21 protein-coding genes are annotated in these 18,652 nt (G+C 59.5%); 12 read left to right on the plus strand and 9 right to left on the minus strand.

What is annotated here, in order from left to right:
- Positions 1-31: 31 nt before the first annotated feature.
- The 6 genes from MK6180000_RS06985 to MK6180000_RS07010 all read left to right on the plus strand — a co-directional run bounded on the left by MK6180000_RS06985 (position 32) and on the right by MK6180000_RS07010 (position 5,447).
- Positions 32-1,402 (plus strand): SLC5/6 family protein, encoded by a 1,371-nt coding sequence (locus MK6180000_RS06985; protein WP_138934081.1) that lies wholly within the window; start codon positions 32-34, stop codon positions 1,400-1,402.
- A 101-nt stretch (positions 1,403-1,503) separates the two neighbouring features.
- Positions 1,504-2,589 carry an ABC transporter ATP-binding protein gene (locus MK6180000_RS06990; RefSeq protein ID WP_138934082.1) on the plus strand — a complete coding sequence of 362 codons (1,086 nt, stop codon included), beginning with the start codon at positions 1,504-1,506 and terminating at the stop codon, positions 2,587-2,589.
- 207 nt (positions 2,590-2,796) lie between these two features.
- Positions 2,797-3,030 (plus strand): twin-arginine translocase TatA/TatE family subunit, encoded by a 234-nt coding sequence (locus MK6180000_RS06995; protein ID WP_138934083.1) that lies wholly within the window; start codon positions 2,797-2,799, stop codon positions 3,028-3,030.
- Between the two features lie 7 nt (positions 3,031-3,037).
- The gene (tatB, locus tag MK6180000_RS07000) at positions 3,038-3,721 is read left to right on the plus strand and encodes a Sec-independent protein translocase protein TatB (protein ID WP_138934084.1); all 684 of its coding nucleotides are present in this window, start codon (positions 3,038-3,040) and stop codon (positions 3,719-3,721) included.
- Positions 3,718-4,611, plus strand: coding sequence for a twin-arginine translocase subunit TatC (tatC, locus tag MK6180000_RS07005; protein WP_138934085.1), 894 nt, complete (start codon positions 3,718-3,720; stop codon positions 4,609-4,611). Before tatB ends, tatC begins: the two co-directional genes overlap by 4 nt.
- Positions 4,608-5,447, plus strand: a complete 840-nt coding sequence (locus tag MK6180000_RS07010; RefSeq protein WP_138934086.1) for an ATP-binding protein — start codon at positions 4,608-4,610, stop codon at positions 5,445-5,447. The genes tatC and MK6180000_RS07010 overlap by 4 nt, the downstream gene beginning before the upstream one ends.
- Here the strand turns inward: MK6180000_RS07010 and MK6180000_RS07015 are convergent.
- Positions 5,444-5,911 (minus strand): Lrp/AsnC family transcriptional regulator, encoded by a 468-nt coding sequence (locus MK6180000_RS07015; protein WP_138934087.1) that lies wholly within the window; start codon positions 5,909-5,911, stop codon positions 5,444-5,446. The genes MK6180000_RS07010 and MK6180000_RS07015 overlap by 4 nt on opposite strands.
- A 116-nt stretch (positions 5,912-6,027) precedes the next feature.
- Here MK6180000_RS07015 and MK6180000_RS07020 point away from each other — a divergent pair, with 116 nt between their 5' ends.
- A complete protein-coding gene (locus tag MK6180000_RS07020; protein WP_138934088.1) occupies positions 6,028-6,234 on the plus strand; it encodes a DUF6356 family protein in 207 nt (68 codons plus the stop codon).
- 80 nt (positions 6,235-6,314) lie between these two features.
- On the opposite strand, the gene MK6180000_RS07025 is transcribed toward MK6180000_RS07020, so the two are convergent.
- The 4 genes from MK6180000_RS07025 to MK6180000_RS07040 all read right to left on the minus strand — a co-directional run bounded on the left by MK6180000_RS07025 (position 6,315) and on the right by MK6180000_RS07040 (position 10,434).
- The gene (locus MK6180000_RS07025; protein WP_138934089.1) at positions 6,315-7,529 is read right to left on the minus strand and encodes an NADP-dependent isocitrate dehydrogenase; all 1,215 of its coding nucleotides are present in this window, start codon (positions 7,527-7,529) and stop codon (positions 6,315-6,317) included.
- Positions 7,530-7,625: 96 nt separating this feature from the next.
- The gene (locus tag MK6180000_RS07030) at positions 7,626-8,276 is read right to left on the minus strand and encodes a DsbA family oxidoreductase (protein ID WP_138936384.1); all 651 of its coding nucleotides are present in this window, start codon (positions 8,274-8,276) and stop codon (positions 7,626-7,628) included.
- Positions 8,277-8,407: 131 nt separating this feature from the next.
- Entirely contained in the window at positions 8,408-8,521 is a 114-nt protein-coding gene (locus tag MK6180000_RS07035; RefSeq protein ID WP_138934090.1) for an entericidin EcnA/B family protein, read from the minus strand.
- Between the two features lie 68 nt (positions 8,522-8,589).
- Complete coding sequence (locus tag MK6180000_RS07040; protein ID WP_425466828.1) at positions 8,590-10,434, minus strand: extracellular solute-binding protein; 1,845 nt, start codon at positions 10,432-10,434, stop codon at positions 8,590-8,592.
- 286 nt (positions 10,435-10,720) lie between these two features.
- Between MK6180000_RS07040 and MK6180000_RS07045 the strand changes: the two genes are divergently transcribed.
- Both MK6180000_RS07045 and MK6180000_RS07050 read left to right on the plus strand, forming a co-directional pair.
- Positions 10,721-11,494, plus strand: a complete 774-nt coding sequence (locus MK6180000_RS07045; RefSeq protein ID WP_138934091.1) for a 3-hydroxybutyrate dehydrogenase — start codon at positions 10,721-10,723, stop codon at positions 11,492-11,494.
- Positions 11,495-11,620: 126 nt separating this feature from the next.
- Positions 11,621-12,640: a patatin-like phospholipase family protein gene (locus MK6180000_RS07050; protein WP_138934092.1), complete on the plus strand. Its 1,020-nt coding sequence runs from the start codon at positions 11,621-11,623 to the stop codon at positions 12,638-12,640.
- A 6-nt stretch (positions 12,641-12,646) separates the two neighbouring features.
- Here MK6180000_RS07050 and MK6180000_RS07055 read toward each other — a convergent pair whose 3' ends face one another.
- On the minus strand, positions 12,647-13,339 hold the full coding sequence (locus tag MK6180000_RS07055; RefSeq protein ID WP_138934093.1) for a DUF502 domain-containing protein: 693 nt from the start codon (positions 13,337-13,339) through the stop codon (positions 12,647-12,649).
- Positions 13,340-13,634: 295 nt separating this feature from the next.
- Here MK6180000_RS07055 and rpsB point away from each other — a divergent pair, with 295 nt between their 5' ends.
- Both rpsB and tsf read left to right on the plus strand, forming a co-directional pair.
- Positions 13,635-14,537, plus strand: a complete 903-nt coding sequence (rpsB, locus tag MK6180000_RS07060; RefSeq protein WP_138934094.1) for a 30S ribosomal protein S2 — start codon at positions 13,635-13,637, stop codon at positions 14,535-14,537.
- Positions 14,538-14,612: 75 nt separating this feature from the next.
- Positions 14,613-15,485, plus strand: a complete 873-nt coding sequence (gene tsf / locus MK6180000_RS07065; RefSeq protein ID WP_138934095.1) for a translation elongation factor Ts — start codon at positions 14,613-14,615, stop codon at positions 15,483-15,485.
- Positions 15,486-15,575: 90 nt separating this feature from the next.
- On the opposite strand, the gene MK6180000_RS07070 is transcribed toward tsf, so the two are convergent.
- From MK6180000_RS07070 to MK6180000_RS07080, 3 genes are all read right to left on the minus strand, one after another.
- On the minus strand, positions 15,576-16,202 hold the full coding sequence (locus tag MK6180000_RS07070) for an isopropylmalate isomerase (protein WP_212751884.1): 627 nt from the start codon (positions 16,200-16,202) through the stop codon (positions 15,576-15,578).
- Positions 16,203-16,346: 144 nt separating this feature from the next.
- Complete coding sequence (gene aroQ / locus MK6180000_RS07075) at positions 16,347-16,790, minus strand: type II 3-dehydroquinate dehydratase (RefSeq protein WP_138934096.1); 444 nt, start codon at positions 16,788-16,790, stop codon at positions 16,347-16,349.
- 60 nt (positions 16,791-16,850) lie between these two features.
- On the minus strand, positions 16,851-17,507 hold the full coding sequence (locus tag MK6180000_RS07080) for a GntR family transcriptional regulator (RefSeq protein WP_138934097.1): 657 nt from the start codon (positions 17,505-17,507) through the stop codon (positions 16,851-16,853).
- A gap of 149 nt (positions 17,508-17,656) precedes the next feature.
- Here MK6180000_RS07080 and dctP point away from each other — a divergent pair, with 149 nt between their 5' ends.
- Positions 17,657-18,643, plus strand: a complete 987-nt coding sequence (dctP, locus tag MK6180000_RS07085) for a TRAP transporter substrate-binding protein DctP (protein ID WP_138934098.1) — start codon at positions 17,657-17,659, stop codon at positions 18,641-18,643.
- Positions 18,644-18,652: the final 9 nt, after the last annotated feature.

Below are 18,652 nucleotides of genomic sequence, written 5' to 3' on the forward strand. Positions count from 1 at the left end.
TAGGGGAAAACACCCGTAGGGAGCGCTATCCATGCAAGCTGCTATCATCATCGCCGTCTTTGGCGCTGTCATTCTGGCCAGCCTGCTGGTCGCGCCGCGCCGCGCCACTGTCGAGGGATTTTTCGGCGGCGCGTCCGAGGATGGCCGTGCGCCGGGCCTTCTTGTGCTGATTCTCAGCCAAGTCACGACATGGATCTTTGCCCGGTCACTGATGAACTCTGCGATATTGGGATACTTCTACGGTATATGGGGCACGATGGCCTATGCCACATATTACGGCTCGTTCCTGACGGGCGGCTTTATCGTGGCGCGCCTGCGCGAGGGCGGCGCAGGGTCGGTGCAGGACTGGCTGGGCGGACGCTTTGGCAGCGCCGGCACGGGATGCTACAACCTTGTCGTCGCGCTGAGGTTGCTGTCTGAGGTCTTTGCGAACCTGCTTGTCGTCGGTCTGATCTTTGCCGCCGCTCTGCCAGAGGTTGGGGTCGCGCGCGACGCCTCCATTGTGATCGTGGCTATGCTCGGCCTTGGCTATAGCGCGTGGGGCGGTCTAAGCGCGGCGCTTCGGACGGACGTTCTGCAAATGGCAGTGTTCCTTGCCGTTTTTGCCGCCGCGTTTGTGGCGCTCCTACTCAGCCCCGGCTTTGATCTGGGCCGCGTTCTGACTGCGTCTGGCACGTCTGGGGCGTGGGACGGGCAGGTGCTGCTGTTGGTCGCGTTCTTGCAGGTGTTTTCATACCCCGCGCATGACCCGGTGATGATGGATCGCGGATTTCTGGCTGATCCAGAGACGACGCGCCGCTCGTTTCGCCACGCCTTCTGGATATCGACGCTGTGCATCGTCGCGTTTGGCATGTTCGGCATTCAGGCCGGCGTGATCGGCGCCGCATATGATGGGGAGCTGATCGGCACATGGGCGGCGATGTTTCCCTCATGGCTCTATGTCGCGCTGCTGGTGTCGCTGCTGATCTCGGCACTCAGCACGCTGGACTCGGCGCTGGCCAGCGCCGCGCGGCTGGTGGTGGAGGAGCTGCATATTGGCGTCCGCAATCTGGCCTCCGGGCGGATCGCGATGACAATGTTCATGGTGGCTGGCGCTGCGCTGACAATATGGGGCAACCAGACGCTATTCGATGCGGTTGCAGTAAGCGGTACGGCCAGCATGTTCCTGACGCCAATCCTGATCGTAGGTCTGGTGATGAACCGGCGCATTGCGGTCTGGTCTTATGTAGCGTCATTTATGGCGGCGATCTTTGGCGCCGCACTCTATTTTGCGCGGGGCGCTGACTGGGCCGTGGCGATTCTGCCTGAGGCGCATAAGTATGAGCAGCTTTTGGTGATATGCATCGCCGTGCTGATCGCCGGATTTGCCGCCACGTTGGCAGGCGCGCGCCGCACCCTATGAGGCGGCAGACCTACTCGGGCTTGCACGAGCCTGAGTGCATTGCTATCTGCGTTCCAACATATCCCGACTGATTTGATCGGATAGTTTGAGAGGCGGCAAGCGTGCCAGCACAGGTTCCCAGGTTGCAGATCGACAACCTCAGCCGCCAGTATGACGGGCGGCTGGTGGTCGACGATATCTCGCTTTCGGTGATGCCGGGGCAGGTGACGTGCCTTTTAGGGCCGTCGGGTTGCGGCAAATCGACGACGTTGCGGATGATCGCCGGGGTCGAGGTGCAGGATGCGGGCACGGTGCGCGTCGACGGCGAGGTGATATGCGACGGAACCGCCCGTGTGCCACCCGAAGATCGGCAAATCGGCCTGATGTTTCAGGATTTTGCGCTGTTTCCGCACCTGACTGTCGAGGGTAACGTCGCCTTCGGCCTTAGCGGACCCAAGGCCAAGACGCAGGCGCGCGTGGCCGAATTACTGAACCGCGTCGGGCTGGGACATTTTGGCAAATCCTTTCCACACGAGTTGTCGGGCGGTGAGCAGCAGCGGGTCGCGCTTGCCCGCGCCATTGCGCCGCGCCCGCGCATCATGCTGATGGATGAGCCGTTTTCGGGCCTCGACAACCGCCTGCGCGACGGGATCCGCGACGAGACGCTGGATATTCTGCGCGATGAGGATACCGCCGTTTTGCTGGTCACGCATGAGCCCGAAGAAGCGATGCGCATGGCCGATGACATCGCGCTGATGCGCGGCGGGCGCATTGTGCAGCAAGGCGCGCCCTATAATATTTACAACGCGCCGGTTGATCGGGACGCCGTTGCGTTTTTCAGCGATATCAACGTGATACGAGGCACTGTTCGCGGGGCGTTGACGGAAACGCCCTTTGGCCACTTCCTTGCCCCCGGTGTGCAGGACGGCAGCGCGGTCGATATCGTGATCCGCCCGCAGCATATCAAAATCGACTTCGACCGCGCCGGCCGCGGCCCAGACCCTACGCCGCAGGACGGAACACCCGCGCGCGGAATTGTGCAGCGCGCCCGCTTCATGGGGTCCGAAAGTCTGGTTGAGTTTCGCATGGACCACGACGGCTCTATCCTCAAGGCGACGGTGCCGAACGTGTTTCTCCCCAGCCCCGGCAAGGCGCTGTGGCTGATGATCCGGCGCGACCGTTGTTTTGTCTTTCCCGCGCGCGGATAAGGTTGTTGGTGGCGCGCCAATCGGCAGCACGCAACGACGTAAAGTACCTAAATCTGAATACCGCGCCCACGTCCGTTATCGCTTTTTTCACGATTCCCCGCACAGCCTTCGCCGTTACCCCTTTCAACCGGCCGCACCAGCGTTTAAATACATTTTGATATCCAAGCGGGGCCATCTAAAAGGCGCCCCGCCACAAGGGAGAATGACATGCTGCAAAATATCGGCCTTCCCGGCCTACTGCTGATCGCCGTCGTCGTGCTGGTCCTCTTTGGACGTGGCAAGATTTCGTCGCTGATGGGTGAGGTTGGTAAAGGTATCACGTCCTTCAAAAAAGGCATCGACGAGGGTAGCAAAGAGATCGAGACAACCGACAAAGAGACGGACATCGATCACAAGGCTGGCACGTATGACGTGACCCCCGAGAAAAAAGACAAGGTCTGAGCGCACCATGTTCGACCTAGGCTGGACCGAGATTCTTGTCATCGGTGTTGTGGCGCTGATCGTGGTCGGCCCCAAGGATCTGCCGGGAATGTTCCGCGCTGTCGGGCAGTTCGTCGGCAAGGCCAAAGGCATGGCCCGCGAATTTTCCAAGGCGATGAACGACGCCGCCGACGATGCGGGCGTGTCCGGAATGTCCGACACGCTGCGCAAGGCGACCAATCCTATCGGATCGGCCATGGATGAGGTGCGCAAAAGCACCAAAAGCTTTACCGAAGCTACCCGCGATGCGGGCAAGCCGAAGTCCAAGCTATCGCCCGAGCGGCAAGCGGCCAAGGACAAGATCACAGCCCATTCCGCCAAGGCCACCCAAGAACGGTTGGACCGCGAGAAGGCGGACGCAAATGCTGCCAACGCGGCAGCCGCCAAGTCGATCGCGCCCGCGCAGGACGGACCCAAGAAGGCGCCCAAGAAGGCTGCCGCAAAGAAACCTGCTGCCGTCAAGAAGCCCGCGGCTAAAAAATCAGCTGCCAAGGGTCCTGCAATTGCCAAGGCCGCGCCAAAGGCAAAACCGGCGAGCAAGCCTGCGCCCAAGCCAAAGGTTGCCAAGCCCGCCGTTAAAGCCAAGTCCGCGACAAAATCGGCGCCCAAGACGGCCAAAAAGGCCGCGACATCCGCCAAGGATAAAGCATGAGCGACGACATTGAGGAGAGCAGCGCGCCGCTGATCGAACATCTGGCCGAACTGCGCACACGCCTCATTCATTCGGCAATGTATTTTCTTGTCGGCATGATCATCTGCTTTACCGTTGCACAGCCCATCTTTAACTTTCTGACCGCCCCGCTTTGCTCGCAACTGGCCGAACGGGGGCAGGACTGCGATCTGATCTTCATCAGTCCGCAAGAAGGCTTCTTTGTCGCGATCAAGGTGTCGCTTTTGGGCGGCCTGATCCTGTCATTCCCGTTCATCGCAAACCAGATGTGGCGCTTTGTGGCGCCCGGCCTTTACAAAAATGAGAAGGGCGCGTTCCTGCCTTTTATCATCGCCTCGCCCTTCATGTTCGTGCTCGGCGCCAGCTTTGCGTTTTTTGTGGTCACCCCGCTGGCCTATGATTTCTTCCTTGGCTTTCAGCAGTTTGGCACCTCTGGTGAGGTGATTGACGGGGTTGAGGGCGCCGCGCCGCTGAGCGTTGTGTTCCAGGGCTCCGCTCAGGAGTATCTGAACCTCACGATCAAATTTATTGTCGCCTTTGGCCTCTGCTTTCAGCTTCCTGTCCTGTTGACGCTGATGGGAAAGGCCGGCCTCGTTAGCGCAGGCGGCCTGCGCGCCGTGCGCAAATATGCTGTGGTTGGTATTTTGGTGCTTGCCGCCTTGGTCACGCCGCCCGACGTCATTACGCAAGGTATTCTTTTCGTTGTGGTCTACGGCCTATACGAGATTTCGATCCAGCTCGTCGCCCGTGTTGAGCGTCAGCGCGAAGCCAAACTGCGCGCCGAAGGTCTGTGGTTCGAGGACGACGAGGATGAGGACGATCTAGCTGGCGAGGATACGCATCCCGAGGATGACGAGGAGCCGAAGGCGTGAGTGACCCGTTAGACCGGATCGCCGCGGCGCTGGAGCGTATCAGCCCGCCGCCCGCGCCCGCGCCCGATCTTGCCGCGCATGACGCCTACGTCTGGCATGTGTCGCCCGATCACCTACAGCCCGTGCCGGATGTCGCCCGCGTGGATATGGCGCTGCTGGTCGGGATCGACCGCGCCCGCGATACGCTGCTGGAAAACACGCTGCATTTCGCGCGCGGTCTGCCTGCCAATAATGCGCTGCTCTGGGGCGCGCGGGGCATGGGCAAATCCAGCCTGGTCAAGGCGGTCCATGCTGACGTGGTTGCGCAGGGGCTGCCCCTCAAGATAGTGGAACTTCAGCGCGAGGATCTGACCAGCGTAACGCGCCTTTTGGCTCTCTTGCGTGCCAGCGACGCGCGTTTCGTCCTCTATTGCGACGATCTCAGCTTTGGCCATGACGACCAGCAATATAAATCGCTTAAAGCGGTGCTGGACGGCGGCATTGAAGGGCGGCCCGAAAATGTCATCTTCTACGCCACGTCAAACCGCCGCCACTTGATGCCTCGCGACATGATCGAGAATGAGCGTTCCAGCGCAATTAATCCCGGCGAGGCGGTCGAGGAAAAGGTGTCACTGAGCGACCGCTTTGGCCTGTGGCTCGGCTTTCACGCGTGCGATCAAGACGGGTTCCTGTCGATGATCCGTGGCTATTGCGATGCGTATCAGATCGACATTTCGGATGACGATCTGCGCGCTGAGGCGATCGAATGGCAGGCCACGCGCGGAGGCCGCTCAGGCCGCGTGGCGTGGCAGTTTATTACCGATCTGGCCGGGAGGCGCGGGATCAAGCTGCCTTAAGTCTCGTGCAGCGGCAGTTCAGTCGTGTCTTTGATCTGTTCCATTACAAAACTTGCGCTCACGTCGCCCATTGGCACCTTCGCAATCAGTGCCCGGTAGAGGCGATCGTAGCCTGCCATGTCACGCACCCGTGCGCGAATCAGATAGTCCAGATCGCCGGTCATGCGGTAAACGCTTTGAATTTGGGGCAGACTAGCCGTCGCACGGGCAAAGCGTACCAACCAGTCGGCGTCATGCGCACCCGCCCGGATCTGCATGAAAACTGTTAGGTTCAGGCCCAGATGCTCAGGCTCAAGCAGCGCAACCCGCTTGGTTATGGTGCCCGCCGCCTCAAGCGCCTTGATGCGCCGCCAGCAGGCGTTGCGCGACAGCCCGACGATCTCGCCCAGTGCATCAAGCGGCAGATCGGTGTCACGCTGCAATTGGATTAGTATCTTGCGGTCGAAATCGTCAATGTTTTTCATATTATGGATTATACTTGGGATAATATCCCAATACCAACGAAATAGACATGAAGATTGGGACTGCGTTCAAACAAGAGTCGTTTAGATTGGAAACAATCAGGCAGGGGAGCCATTCCATGATCGACCGCGTCTTTCTAAACCACCCACGTAGTATCGATGAGACTTATCTGGAGCACGCAGCGTTCGCTGGAAAGTTTAGCCTGCGTCTTTTTGGTGCGGCCTTTGCGGCATTGATCCACGCGATAATACCTGCGGCCTTTGATAAGACTGCCAGCCGGATCGTGGCGGACCTGTATAGCAAGACGCATAACCGCGGGAAATAGACGCCTTGGCAAATCGCTTTGGACACAAAAAAAGGGCAGGCCAATCGGCCCGCCCTTTTGTAGTTTCAACGGCGTGTGTATCAGCCGTTCAGCGCCTTGTTCAGGTTCTCGTCGACCTTCTCCAAAAAGCCCATCGTCGTGAGCCAGCTTTGATCGGGGCCGACCAGTAGGGCCAGATCCTTGGTCATGTCGCCCGCTTCGACGGTATCGACGACCACCTTCTCCAGCGTTGTGGCAAAGTTGATCAGCGCCTCGTTTCCGTCCAGCTTGCCGCGGTGCTTTAGCCCGCCAGTCCATGCGTAGATCGACGCGATCGAGTTCGTCGACGTCTCCTCACCCTTTTGGTGCTGGCGGTAGTGACGCGTAACGGTGCCGTGCGCCGCCTCGGCCTCGACCGTCTGGCCATCGGGGGTCATTAGTACGGATGTCATCAGGCCAAGCGAGCCGAAGCCCTGCGCGACGGTATCGGACTGCACGTCGCCATCGTAATTCTTGCAAGCCCAGACATAGCCGCCGGACCATTTCATTGCGGCTGCCACCATGTCGTCGATAAGGCGGTGCTCATAGGTGATGCCTGCCTCTTCGAACTTGTCCTTGAATTCCTCGTCAAAGACCTGCTGGAACAGCAGCATGAATTGGCCGTCGTAGTTTTTGAGGATAGTATTCTTGGTCGACAGATACACCGGCCATTTGCGTTGCAGGCCATAGTTCATGGATGCGCGGGCGAAATCCTTGATGGAATCGTCAAGGTTATACATCGCCATGTAAACGCCAGAGGACGGTGCCTGAAACACTTCCTCTTCCATCACGGTGCCGTCTTTGCCGACGAATTTCATCGACAGCGTGCCGGGGCCGGGGAACTTCATGTCGGTCGCGCGGTACTGGTCGCCGTAGGCGTGGCGCCCGATGACGATGGGCTTCGTCCATCCCGGCACAAGGCGCGGCACGTTTTTGCAAAGGATCGGCTCGCGGAACACGACGCCGCCCAGAATGTTGCGGATCGTGCCGTTGGGGCTGCGCCACATCTTCTTCAGGCCGAATTCCTCGACGCGGCCCTCATCGGGCGTGATGGTCGCGCATTTGACGCCGACGCCATATTTCTGGATCGCGTGCGCGGCATCCACGGTGATCTGGTCGTCCGTCTCGTCGCGGGCCATGATGCCGAGGTCGTAGTATTTCAGATCGACGTCGAGATAGGGCAGGATCAGCTTTTTCTTGATGAAATCCCAGATGATGCGGGTCATTTCGTCGCCGTCTAGCTCGACGATGGGGTTATCAACCTTAATCTTGGACATAGGGCGGCCTTTCGGATGAGAGGGGCAAATTATGCGCGCGTTTTAGCGCAATTCGGGGCAGAAGGGAAGGTGGCAGTATGCAGCGGTATGCCGAGACTAAGCGCCAGATTCGGCGGCGCGCTGCGCGATGATTTCGTCCATCACAGTCAGCCACATGGCGGTGTCCTGTGCGCCCGGAACCGCATGCTGGGCTGCCACGATGAACGTCGGAACCGAGTTGACGCCCATCTCGCGGAATTGTGCGTCGCGCGCGCGAATGTCATCCGCGTCAGCGTCCGAGGCCAGCAGCTTGGCTATGATTGCGGCGTTCATGCCAATGCCATCAGCAATGTCGGCCAGCACCTCGGCATCGCCAATGTCGCTGCCTTGGGTAAAATAGGCCGCAAAGAGCGCCATCGCGGCTGCATTTTGTTTGCCTTCGATGCCGGCCCAGTGAATCAGGCGGTGTGCGTTCAGCGTGTTAGGCGTACGTTTGATCGCCCCAAAGTCGATATTCAGACCCACGGCCTCGGCGCGCTCGACCACGGGCGCATAGGCGGCGATGGCAGCGTCCTTGCCGCCGAACTTGCCCTCTAGATAGGCGCGGCGGTCCATGCCGACGGCTGGCATATCAGGGTTCAGCTGAAAGGGATGCCACTCGACCACAAAGGGATGCTCGGGGCGTTGCTCCAGCGCGCGGTCCAGCAGGGTCTTGCCAATATAGCACCAAGGGCAAATCGGGTCGGAGACGATATCGAGTTTGACCATTCGGGCGGGCCTTTCATTCATGGGCGCCGCCTTGGTATGCGCAGGGCAGGCCCAATGCAAGGCTCGCGCCGTTTGCGCAGGCGGCGATCCACCGCAGTGCCGCAGCGTCTGATCCGGCGACTATGCCCGGCCTAGAACCAGCCTTGAACACCGCGCGCGGCGCCCGAGATGTCTTGGCCGACGCCGTCGACTGTCGCGCAACCTGCCAGCAATGCCAGCGCACATATTGCGATCATGGTTTTCATCAAAAATACCTGTATTTGCCTATGCCTGCTCGTCTAGCCGCGCCGGAATTTCCCGGTCTTTGGCGGATCTAGTCGGCCATCCACCAGACTTCGGGCAGGAAACCCACGCCGTCGCCATAGAGGGGCAGCCGGTCCTCAGGATAGTGCAGGCGGGCGTCATGGGCAATACGGCCCACCGAATACTGATGTATCGGAATGACATAGCGGCCCGAAATCAACACCCGGTCCAGCGCACGTACCGCCGTGACGAAATCATCGTGGTTGGTAGCAGCCAGCATGGCGCGGATCATACCCTCGGCCGCCGGGCTGTCCATGCCCATCAAATTGCGGCTCCCGGGCTGATCTGCGCCCTCTGCGCCCCAATAGAAATACTGCTCACCGCCCGGCGAAAGCGATAGCGACCGTCGCATATAAGTGAGGTCAAAGTCATAATTCGCCTCACGGACGGTATATTGCGCCTTGTCGACGCTCTCGACGTTCAGGGTGATGCCCAACCGCTCGAGCGCGCGGGCGTAGATGTCCATCATCGCGGTTGCCTGCTGCACCAGCGCGTCCTGTTGCAGCACCACGGTCAGGACCAGCGGCTGGCGATCCTTGTGCAGGACGCCGTTCTCAACCTGCCAGCCGGCGTCTGCCAGCAGGTCGGCGGCGGCGCGGATATTGTCGCGGTTGCGCTTGGACCCGTCGGAGGTAGGCAAGGCGTATCCTTCCAGCGTGCCGGGCAGCAGGCTATCGGCGTAGGGGGCCAGCAGCGCGGCCTCAGCATCGCTTGCCGGGCCGGGGCGCATCCCCAGTTCGGAATTGGAGTAATACGAGGTGATGCGCGGTTGCCGCCCGCCAGTCAGCGTGTCGTTGATATATTCAAAATTGAACGCATCAATCAGCGCTTGGCGCACCCGCCAGTCGTCCAGCGGGGGATTGCGGGTATTCATAACAAAACCGGATATGCCCGATGGCTGGCTATTTGGGACCTCACTAAGCTCGATATCACCGCGCTTTACTGCGGGCAGGTCGGCCATCTCCTGCCAACGTTCGGCGTTGAATTCGCGGATATAGCTGATCTCACCCGCTTTGAATGCCTCTTTCATCACGGCGTCGTCGCCGTAGAAGTCGATGCGGATCTCATCAAAATTGCCAGTGCCGCGGCGATAACCCAGGTTCTCCCCCCAGTAGTCAGGGTTGCGCCGCAGCTTTACCTGCCGGTCAATCTGGTAGCTGTCCACAACGTAGGGCGCGGTGCCGATGGGGATATCCTCGATCGCGCCATCCTCAAACTCTGTGCCTGACCATTGCGATTTTTTCAGGATCGGACGCAGGCCGGCCAGCAGCACCAGATCGCGGTCGGGCGGGCCATTTGACGTATCGAACTCGATGCGGATCTTACCCGGACCAGACTGCGCGATGCTATCGACGCGCGTCCAGAAATCGCGGTAGCGCAGATGGCCGCGCGTGCCCAGCGTCTCAAACGACCAGATCACGTCCTCGATCGTGACCGGGCTACCGTCAGAGAACGCGGCGGCGGAATTCAGCGTAAATTCCACCCATTCGCGGCTTTCATCAGTCTCCAACGTCTCGGCCAGAAGGCCATAAAGCGTAAACGGCTCGTCCCAAGAGCGGCCCAGAAGCGATTCGTAGGCCAGGTAGCGCAACTGCCAAGGGGGCGTCCCCTTGGTCGCAAAAGGGTTAAGCGAATCGAATCCACCGACATTGGCACTGGTGATGCTACCGCCCTTGGGCGCGTCAGGATTGGCATAGGGTAGCGACGAATAGCCGCGCGGCAGGGCCGGATCGCCGTACATCGCAATACCGTGAACTGGCTGGCCAAGGGCGGGCAGTGCCGCGAGCACACCCAAGAAAACAAAGGCTGCAGCGGCTGAAAGGCGCTCAAGGTATTGGAAACTATATGATCTCATAGTGGCAACAATTCCTGATCTGCGTTGTTTCACTGGGTTTGACCGTAGAGAGGGGTTCTAGCCATTTCAAACTTTTAGCTTGGATGCCAGCGCGAGATTGCTTATAAGAGAGTCACTGCTCGATAGGTTTCTTGCCTGTATGAAACCTGCCTCAATAACTTTAACGCCAGCTTCGCGCTGGCGTTTTTTTTTTGGCCTGCCGTTATGACGTCATTGCGCAAGGGACAGTGACATTTGCAGATGCAGCATTATATGCTGCAACGCAACACAACTCAGGAGAATAATAATGAGCATCAAGGGCAAGACCGTCATCGTCACCGGCAGTAACTCAGGCATAGGCTTGGGCATTGCGCGCGAAATGGCGCGTGCTGGAGGTCATGTCGTGCTCAACTCATTCAGCGACACAGATGAAGATCACCAATTGGCCAAGGATCTGGCCGCTGAATTTGCCACAGATGTCCGCTATATCAAGGCCGACATGTCAAAGGGCGACGAATGCCGCGCATTGATCGAGCAGGCGGGCGCCTGCGATATTTTGATCAACAACGCAGGCATCCAGCACGTTGCGCCTTTGCAGGATTTCCCTACCGCCAAGTGGGACGCCATCATCGCGATCAACCTCAGCTCGTCCTTTCACACCACCGCCGCCGCGCTACCGATGATGCGCAAGGCAGGCTGGGGCCGGGTTATCAACATCGCGTCGGCCCATGGCTTGACCGCCAGTCCCTTTAAATCGGCCTATGTCGCAGCGAAGCACGGCATTGTCGGTCTGACCAAGGTGACCGCGCTAGAGACAGCACGAGAGCCAATCACAGCCAACGCCATATGCCCCGGCTATGTCCTGACCCCGCTGGTCGAGGAGCAGATTCCCGATACGATGAAAGAATACGGCATGAGCCGCGAGGACGTGATCAAGAACGTCTTGTTGGAGCGCCAACCCTCCAAGGAGTTTGCGACGGTCGAGCAGCTGGGCGGGACCGCGCTATACCTGTGTTCGGACGCGGCGGCGCAGGTGACAGGGACCACGATCAGCGTCGATGGGGGCTGGACGGCGCTGTAAGCCGCGCGTTTTGCAAATGGATCAGGGCGCCGCGCGGTTGGCGCGGCGCCTTTTGATTCGGCAGCGGCCTGTGAGTTTTGATGCCGAGCAGTAATATTTACCCCGAAATCATTCCGAAAGGCAGTAATGGAAACGAAGCGGATCAATCTGGCGCTACAAGGCGGCGGCGCGCACGGAGCGTTCACTTGGGGCGTTCTCGACCGGCTTCTGGACGAGGAGGCGCTAGAGGTCAGCGCAATATCGGGCACGTCTGCCGGCGCCCTGAACGGCGCCGCGTTCAAGGCCGGATGGGCGACGAATGGCCGCGAGGGCGCGCGCGAGGCGCTGGACTGGCTGTGGGGCCAGATGGGCGCTGTCGAAGATATGCGCATGCCCGCTTGGATGATGGGGCTGATGCCTGGGGCAGGGGCCGTCAGCGCGGCGCTGGAACACTCGCTTCCAGTGACAATGTCGGGCGCCGTGACGCGCGCGTTTTCACCCTACTCGTACGGCCCGTTCTACACCAACCCACTGCTCAAGGTCGTCGAAAACTTTGCTTACGACAAGGTGTGTGCCGATGATGCGCCGCGCCTAAATGTATGTGCGACCAACGTGCGTACAGGAAAAATAAAGATATTCAGCGGCGATGCGATCGGCGCTGATGCACTGCTGGCGTCCGCATGCCTGCCGACTTTGTTTCAGGCGGTCGAAATCGACGGAGAGCATTACTGGGACGGCGGCTATACCGGTAATCCGGCGCTATATCCGCTTTTCGAGGCCGATCTGCCCAGCGATATCGTGATCGTCAACATCAATCCGCTGGAGCGGCCCGACGTGCCGCGTCAACCGCAGGAAATCCAGAACCGTATCAACGAGATCAGCTTCAACTCGTCGTTGTTACGCGAGTTGCGCGCGATCGGCTTTGTGCAGCGGCTGCTGAATACGGGCACTTTGGGCGAGGGAGTGATGAAGCGGATCCACGTCCACATGATCGCCGACGATCCGTTGATGGCCGAGATGTCAGTCGCAACCAAAATGATGCCGAACCCTTACATCTTGTCGCGCCTCAAAGAAGCAGGCCGCGTCGCGGCAGACAAGTTTCTTGAGGCCCACTGGGACGATTTCGGCCAGCGCAGCACCGTCGATCTGGGCGAGATGTTCTCGTGATCGGGGTCATGCGTCCTTGTGAGGCAGTTCCTCGGGCTTGATCTGATTGGGATAGACGAGGCCTGCTGAAATCACCAGCTTGGCCGCATCCTCGACCGTCATCTTCAGCTCAACCACGTCCTCCCTAGGCAGGAACAACAAGAAGCCGGAGGTCGGGTTCGGCGTGGTGGGCAGGAACACACTGACCAGCGCGCCGCCCGTCTCAGCCTTGCCCGCGATTTCGCCCTTGGCCATGGTCGAAATGAAACCGATAGCCCAGATGCCTTTGCGCGGGTACTGGATCAGGCACGCTGTCTCAAAGCTGCGCTCGGTCTGGGCAAAGATCGTCTCCGAGATTTGCTTCACCCCCGAATAGATCGAGCGAACGACAGGCATTCGCCCAACCAGATTTTCGCCAAAGCGGATCAACGTTCGGCCAATCAACCCCTTCGCGACAGAACCAATAAGGATGGTAAAGACGAGGAAAACGACCACGCCCACGCCGCGCAGATTGATCCCCAGATAGTGCTCGGGCGTCAGATCGTATGGGATCAGAGGCAGCACCAGCCCGTCGACCCAGCCGATCATCGTCCAGATCAGCCATATCGTAAGCGCAACAGGCAAGACCACGACAAGCCCTGTCAAAAACCGCGCGCGCAGCCGTGCAAATATGCTGGCACGGCGAGGCGGGTTAGTGTCGTCATTAAAAGGTGCTGTCATGGTCTTTTTCAGCCTCAAAAACGGAATTTGATAGATGTAGGGGCAAATGCCGGGGGCATCAATGGCGCAAAGCGCGCGCTCGCGCTTCTGGTCGCTTGCGTGCGCGTAGCCCTTTGATGTGGCGGGCCATGGCGGGGGGCTTGCGCCTGCATAGCCTTGCGTCTATACGCGCACACACTAGAAATCCGCAGGCACGGGCGGGCCGTCCGGGGGAGACATCCCCGGCTGTCCACCGGTTGAGGCATTCCGCCTCTCACCCCGTGCCGAGGCGAAAACCGGAAAAGGAATACAAGGCATGGCTCTTCCCGAGTTCACCATGCGCCAACTGCTTGAAGCTGGCGTTCACTTTGGTCACCAGACGCAGCGATGGAATCCCCGCATGGGCGAGTACATCTATGGCGCACGCAACGGCATCCATATCATGGACCTGACGCAGACCGTCCCTATGTTGGATGCCGCGCTTAACGTCGTGCGCGAAACTGTGGCCAAGAACGGCCGCGTTCTGTTCGTAGGCACCAAGCGTCAGGCGGCCATTCCCGTCGCCGAAGCCGCCGAGAAATGCGCACAGTATTACATGAACCACCGCTGGCTGGGCGGCACGCTGACCAACTGGCAGACCGTGTCCAAGTCGATCCACCGCCTCAAGGAAATCGACGAGTCGATGGAGCACGGCTCGGACGGCCTGACCAAGAAAGAGCGTCTGGGCATGGAACGTGACCAGACCAAATTGCAGGCGTCGCTGGGCGGCATCCGCGAAATGGGCGGCGTTCCCGACCTGCTGTTCGTCATCGACGTCAAGAAAGAGGCGCTGGCCGTCGCCGAGGCGAACAAGCTGGGCATTCCAGTTGTCGCGATCGTCGACACCAACTGCTCGCCCGACGGGATCGACTATATCATCCCCGGCAACGACGACGCGGCACGCGCGATTGCACTCTACTGTGATCTGATCAGCCGCGCGGCGCTGGACGGCATGTCGGCCCAGATGGGCGCGGCAGGCATCGACATCGGCGCAATGGAAGAGGCCCCCGTCGAGGAGGTCACAGCACCCGCGCCCGCAGATGTGAAGCCTGGCGTCGAAACCGGCGCTGTGTCGGCAGAGACAGCCAAGGACGACATGGCCGCCAAGGAAGCTCCGCTGGACATCAAGTCGAGCGAAGAAGTGTCCGAGATGGCAGCCAAGGCCGGCGAGAACAGCTAAGCTGCGCTGAACCTCAACTTACAAGCGCCCGGCGGGAAAACCGCCGGGCCGTTTCGATAATTTTAGGAGAGCCAAATGGCGATCACTGCTGCAATGGTGAAGGAACTGCGCGACACGACGGGCGCAGGCATGATGGACGCGAAGAAAGCGTTGACCGAAAACGACGGCGACATGGACGCCGCCGTTGACTGGCTGCGCACGAAGGGTCTGGCCAAGGCCGCCAAGAAGTCGGGCCGCACGGCAGCCGAGGGCCTCGTCGCCGTCAAGGTCGAGAATGGCCGCGGCGTCGCTGTGGAAATCAACTCCGAAACTGATTTCGTCGGTAAAAACAGCGACTTTCAGGCCATGGTTGCCTCCATCGCGGATGCTGCCGTCAAGGTCGACGACATTGAGGCGCTGAAAACCGCAGACTTGGGCGGCAAGACCGTCGAAGAGACAATCACCGCCAAGATCGCCACTATCGGCGAGAACATGGGCCTGCGCCGGATGGAGTCCATCAAGGGCGATACGGTCGTGTCCTATATCCACAACGCCGCCAGCGATGGCATGGGCAAGATTGGCGTGCTGGTCGCGCTGAAGGGTGACGAGGCATTCGGCCGCCAGATCGCAATGCACATCGCAGCGACCAATCCTGTCGCCTTTGACGAGGCATCGCTGGATACCGCCGTTGTCGAAAAGGAAAAGCAAGTCCAGATGGACATCGCCCGCGAGAGCGGCAAGCCTGAGCGGGTTATCGAAAAGATGATCGAGGGCCGCATGAAGAAATTCATGGCCGAGTCTACACTGATGGGTCAGGCGTTCGTAATGAACCCCGACCTGACCGTCGCGGCCGCCGCCAAAGAGGCCGGCGCCGAGATCACCGGCTACGTCCGCCTGGAAGTGGGCGAGGGCATCGAAGTGGAGAAGGAAGACTTCGCCGCCGAGGTCGCGAAGGTCGGCAAGAGCTGATTTTTCGAATTTCGTGAGTTTGAAGAGAGCGGGCCAAATGGCTCGCTCTTTTTCGTTCTGGGTGATGGGTGCGGTGTTTTTAGGGCGCAATCACAATCGCGATGGCGGCTTCGAGCCCAAATTACTGTTTGCACCACCGACTGTCTTTTCGTCACTGGATCTGCGCAACAGCAGATAGAGTCCATTGGCCCCTATCATCGCAATGCCACCGATTTCGAATGCCCAGTTCACTCGAATACTGCCAACCTCATAACCAATAAACTGGTCGAAGTGATGAAATCCAACGGCGCGGATAGCAATGAACGCAAGCAGTAATGCAGTACCGGTCAGTGCGAGCCATATATGTTTTAGCTCCCGTCGCATCGCCCAGAATAGTAGCACTGCAATCAACACGCTTGCTATGATGATTGAAATTATGAAGCTGAGTTGGAAAGTCCGACGCTCAGCATACCATCCTTGCGCTTGAGACAGGCAACGCCCCACAGCCGTCAACGCGGACTGTAGATCAAGCTGCTTATTGATCGCTAACGCAAAAAGAAGGGCTGATAAAAAGAGCCAGAACATGCGGCTTCGTCCAGACTGTCTGAGAAAAACCAACACTGAAATCACGCTGACAATGAAATATGAAGCGACCGTTAGCCAACCTACGATTGTCGGGTCACCTATTTGCGGTGACCATCTCGAGAACACGCAGTCTGCAAGGTCGTTAAAGCTCAAAACATGCTCCAGTGTGAGGCTGTCGAGCCGCCAGCCGGCCGAACGGAATCACGCTGCGCTCATCTCAGGATAACGTGGTCGTTTGATTTATAGCCAGCATATGTTTGCAAACTCCAATGGCAGAAACGTCCCGCAAGCAGACCCTCAACCCTTCTGCGCCAGATGCGCCAATAGCGCGTCCATGGCTAGCGGATAACCTGCCGCGCCAAAGCCGCAGATCACGCCCAATGCGACCTTTGCGATGTAGCTGACGTGGCGAAACTCCTCGCGCGCGTGGATGTTCGACAGGTGCAGTTCAACCACCGGCAGCTCGACCGAGGCAATAGCATCCATCAGCGCGATAGAAGTGTGCGTGTAGGCCCCCGCGTTCAGCACGATGCCCTGATGCACACCCTTGGCCGCGTGGATGTGGTCGATCAGCGCGCCTTCGCAGTTGCTTTGGGCGAACGCCATGTCGGCCCCGCGCGAGGAGGCATGACCGCGGCACATCGTCTCGATATCCGCGAGGGTCGAGTGGCCGTAAACCTCGGGCTGGCGCGTGCCCAGCAGGTTCAGGTTTGGCCCGTTCAGGATCAAGATCGAGGTCATGGGATAGCTCCTTTGGCCACGGTTCTAGACCGCGCGCCGTGCCCCTGTCGAGAGGATGCGTTATTCAGCTGCCTGCCGCAGGCTGGTCATGAGGTAGTGAAACTTCTCGCCCTGCACAGCGACGTGCCCGCGCAGGGCATCAGCGGCGCCGGGCGCGTCGCCGCGCGTCAGGGCCGCGACGATGTCCACATGCTCGGCCATGGATTGCGCTAACCGGCCGCGCAGGCGGAGCTGTTGGCGCCGGAATGGGCGCAGGCGGCGGTGCAGGCGTAGCGCCTCGGCCCGCAGAAAGGCGTTGCCGGACTGCTCATAGATGATCTGGTGAAATCGCTCGTTTTCGAGGTAATAGGCGGCAGGGTCCTGCGCCGCGACAGCGCTTTGGCATTTTGTATTGGCGGCACGCAGATCGGCGAGCGCTGCGTCGCTGATGCGCAGGGCGGCGAGGCGCGCGGCGGCGGCCTCTAGCTCGGCCATGACCTCGAACATCTCCATCAGCTCAACGGGGCCGGGCTGGCGTACGAACACACCCCGGCGCGGGATCTGCGTGACCAGCCCCGACAGCGACAGCTTTTGCAGGGCCTCGCGGATTGGGGTGCGCGACACGCCAAACCGCTCGGCCAGCGCCGCCTCGTCCAGCCGAGCGCCGTCGCCATAGGTGCCGCCAAAGATCAACTCTTCAATCTCTTCTGCAATCATATCTGCGCGGCGCTTTTCCATCGGGTCAGCTTAGCGCTCAGCTCAGTGCATGCAAAGATCAATTTGTTGTATACAAAGTGATTGACTTGGAAAACATGGCCCGCCTAACCTGCACGCCAGGGTTCGGGGGACACCGGGCCAACAAGAATAACAGTCTGGGAGGACACACTATGAAATCCATGCTCAAGGCCGCCGTCGCGGCAACAGCCCTTATGGCACTGGCGCCCGCCGCCTATGCGACCGAGCTGCGCCTGTCGCATCAGTGGTCCAACAATGACGTGCGCCACAAGGTTGCGCAGATCGTTGCGGATGAGGTAGCCGCCGCCGATGTGGATCTGGAGATCAAGATCTTCGGCTCCAAATCGCTGTTCAAGCCGCGCGAGCAATATAAGCCGCTGAGCCGGGGCCAGCTTGATATGACCGTCTTTCCGCTATCCTATGCAGGTGGCCAGCAGCCCAGCTTTAACCTGACGCTGATGCCGGGTTTGGTGAAAAACCATGACCATGCAGCGCGCCTTAATGCGAGCCCGTTTATGGACGCAATTGAGGCCAAGATGGCCGAGGATGACGTCATGACACTGGTGCACGGCTATCTGGCGGGCGGATTTGTTGGCAAGGATAAGTGCATCACCAAACCTGCCGACGTGGAAGGCCTGCAAACCCGCGCCGCCGGCAAAGCGTTTGAGCAGATGCTGGCCGGGGCAGGTGCGTCCATCGCATCAATGTCCAGCGCCGATATCTACAATGCAATGCAAACGGGCGTTCTGAATGCGGCGAACACGTCATCTTCGTCCTTCGTCAGTTACCGCATTTACGAGCAGGTGGCCTGCTATACCCCAGCCGCCGAAGTGGCGCTGTGGTTCATGTATCAGCCCCTTTTGATGAACAAGTCCAAGTTTGAGAGCCTGACAGAAGAGCAGCAACAGGCGCTGCTTGATGGGTCGGCCAAAGCCGAGGCGTATTATCTGGAAGAGGCAAAAAAGCAGGACGCAGAGTCCGTCCAAGTCTTCCGCGATGCTGGTGTCGAGATCGCGACGATGACGCAGGATGATTTCAACGCTTGGCGCGAAATTGCCAAGACGACGTCCTACAAAAACTTTGTCGAGAACGTGCCGAATGGCCAGGAATTGCTGGACATGGCGCTGGCGGTCGAGTGATCTCGCCGG

It is taken from the genome of Roseovarius arcticus (assembly GCF_006125015.1).
Lineage (GTDB): Bacteria > Pseudomonadota > Alphaproteobacteria > Rhodobacterales > Rhodobacteraceae > Roseovarius > Roseovarius arcticus.

Excerpts from the sequence above, each read along its gene's own strand:
- MK6180000_RS07055 (WP_138934093.1), bottom strand. The coding sequence starts at position 13,339 with ATGACAGCACCTTTTAATGACGACACTAACCCGCCTCGCCGTGCCAGC.
- MK6180000_RS07030 (WP_138936384.1), bottom strand. The coding sequence starts at position 8,276 with ATGGTCAAACTCGATATCGTCTCCGACCCGATTTGCCCTTGGTGCTAT.
- dctP (WP_138934098.1), top strand. The coding sequence starts at position 17,657 with ATGAAATCCATGCTCAAGGCCGCCGTCGCGGCAACAGCCCTTATGGCA.
- MK6180000_RS06995 (WP_138934083.1), top strand. The coding sequence starts at position 2,797 with ATGCTGCAAAATATCGGCCTTCCCGGCCTACTGCTGATCGCCGTCGTC.
- MK6180000_RS07035 (WP_138934090.1), bottom strand. The coding sequence starts at position 8,521 with ATGAAAACCATGATCGCAATATGTGCGCTGGCATTGCTGGCAGGTTGC.
- MK6180000_RS07020 (WP_138934088.1), top strand. The coding sequence starts at position 6,028 with ATGATCGACCGCGTCTTTCTAAACCACCCACGTAGTATCGATGAGACT.
- tsf (WP_138934095.1), top strand. The coding sequence starts at position 14,613 with ATGGCGATCACTGCTGCAATGGTGAAGGAACTGCGCGACACGACGGGC.
- tatC (WP_138934085.1), top strand. The coding sequence starts at position 3,718 with ATGAGCGACGACATTGAGGAGAGCAGCGCGCCGCTGATCGAACATCTG.
- rpsB (WP_138934094.1), top strand. The coding sequence starts at position 13,635 with ATGGCTCTTCCCGAGTTCACCATGCGCCAACTGCTTGAAGCTGGCGTT.
- MK6180000_RS07080 (WP_138934097.1), bottom strand. The coding sequence starts at position 17,507 with ATGGAAAAGCGCCGCGCAGATATGATTGCAGAAGAGATTGAAGAGTTG.
- MK6180000_RS07050 (WP_138934092.1), top strand. The coding sequence starts at position 11,621 with ATGGAAACGAAGCGGATCAATCTGGCGCTACAAGGCGGCGGCGCGCAC.
- MK6180000_RS07015 (WP_138934087.1), bottom strand. The coding sequence starts at position 5,911 with ATGAAAAACATTGACGATTTCGACCGCAAGATACTAATCCAATTGCAG.
- MK6180000_RS07025 (WP_138934089.1), bottom strand. The coding sequence starts at position 7,529 with ATGTCCAAGATTAAGGTTGATAACCCCATCGTCGAGCTAGACGGCGAC.
- aroQ (WP_138934096.1), bottom strand. The coding sequence starts at position 16,790 with ATGACCTCGATCTTGATCCTGAACGGGCCAAACCTGAACCTGCTGGGC.
- tatB (WP_138934084.1), top strand. The coding sequence starts at position 3,038 with ATGTTCGACCTAGGCTGGACCGAGATTCTTGTCATCGGTGTTGTGGCG.
- MK6180000_RS07045 (WP_138934091.1), top strand. The coding sequence starts at position 10,721 with ATGAGCATCAAGGGCAAGACCGTCATCGTCACCGGCAGTAACTCAGGC.
- MK6180000_RS06985 (WP_138934081.1), top strand. The coding sequence starts at position 32 with ATGCAAGCTGCTATCATCATCGCCGTCTTTGGCGCTGTCATTCTGGCC.
- MK6180000_RS07040 (WP_425466828.1), bottom strand. The coding sequence starts at position 10,434 with ATGAGATCATATAGTTTCCAATACCTTGAGCGCCTTTCAGCCGCTGCA.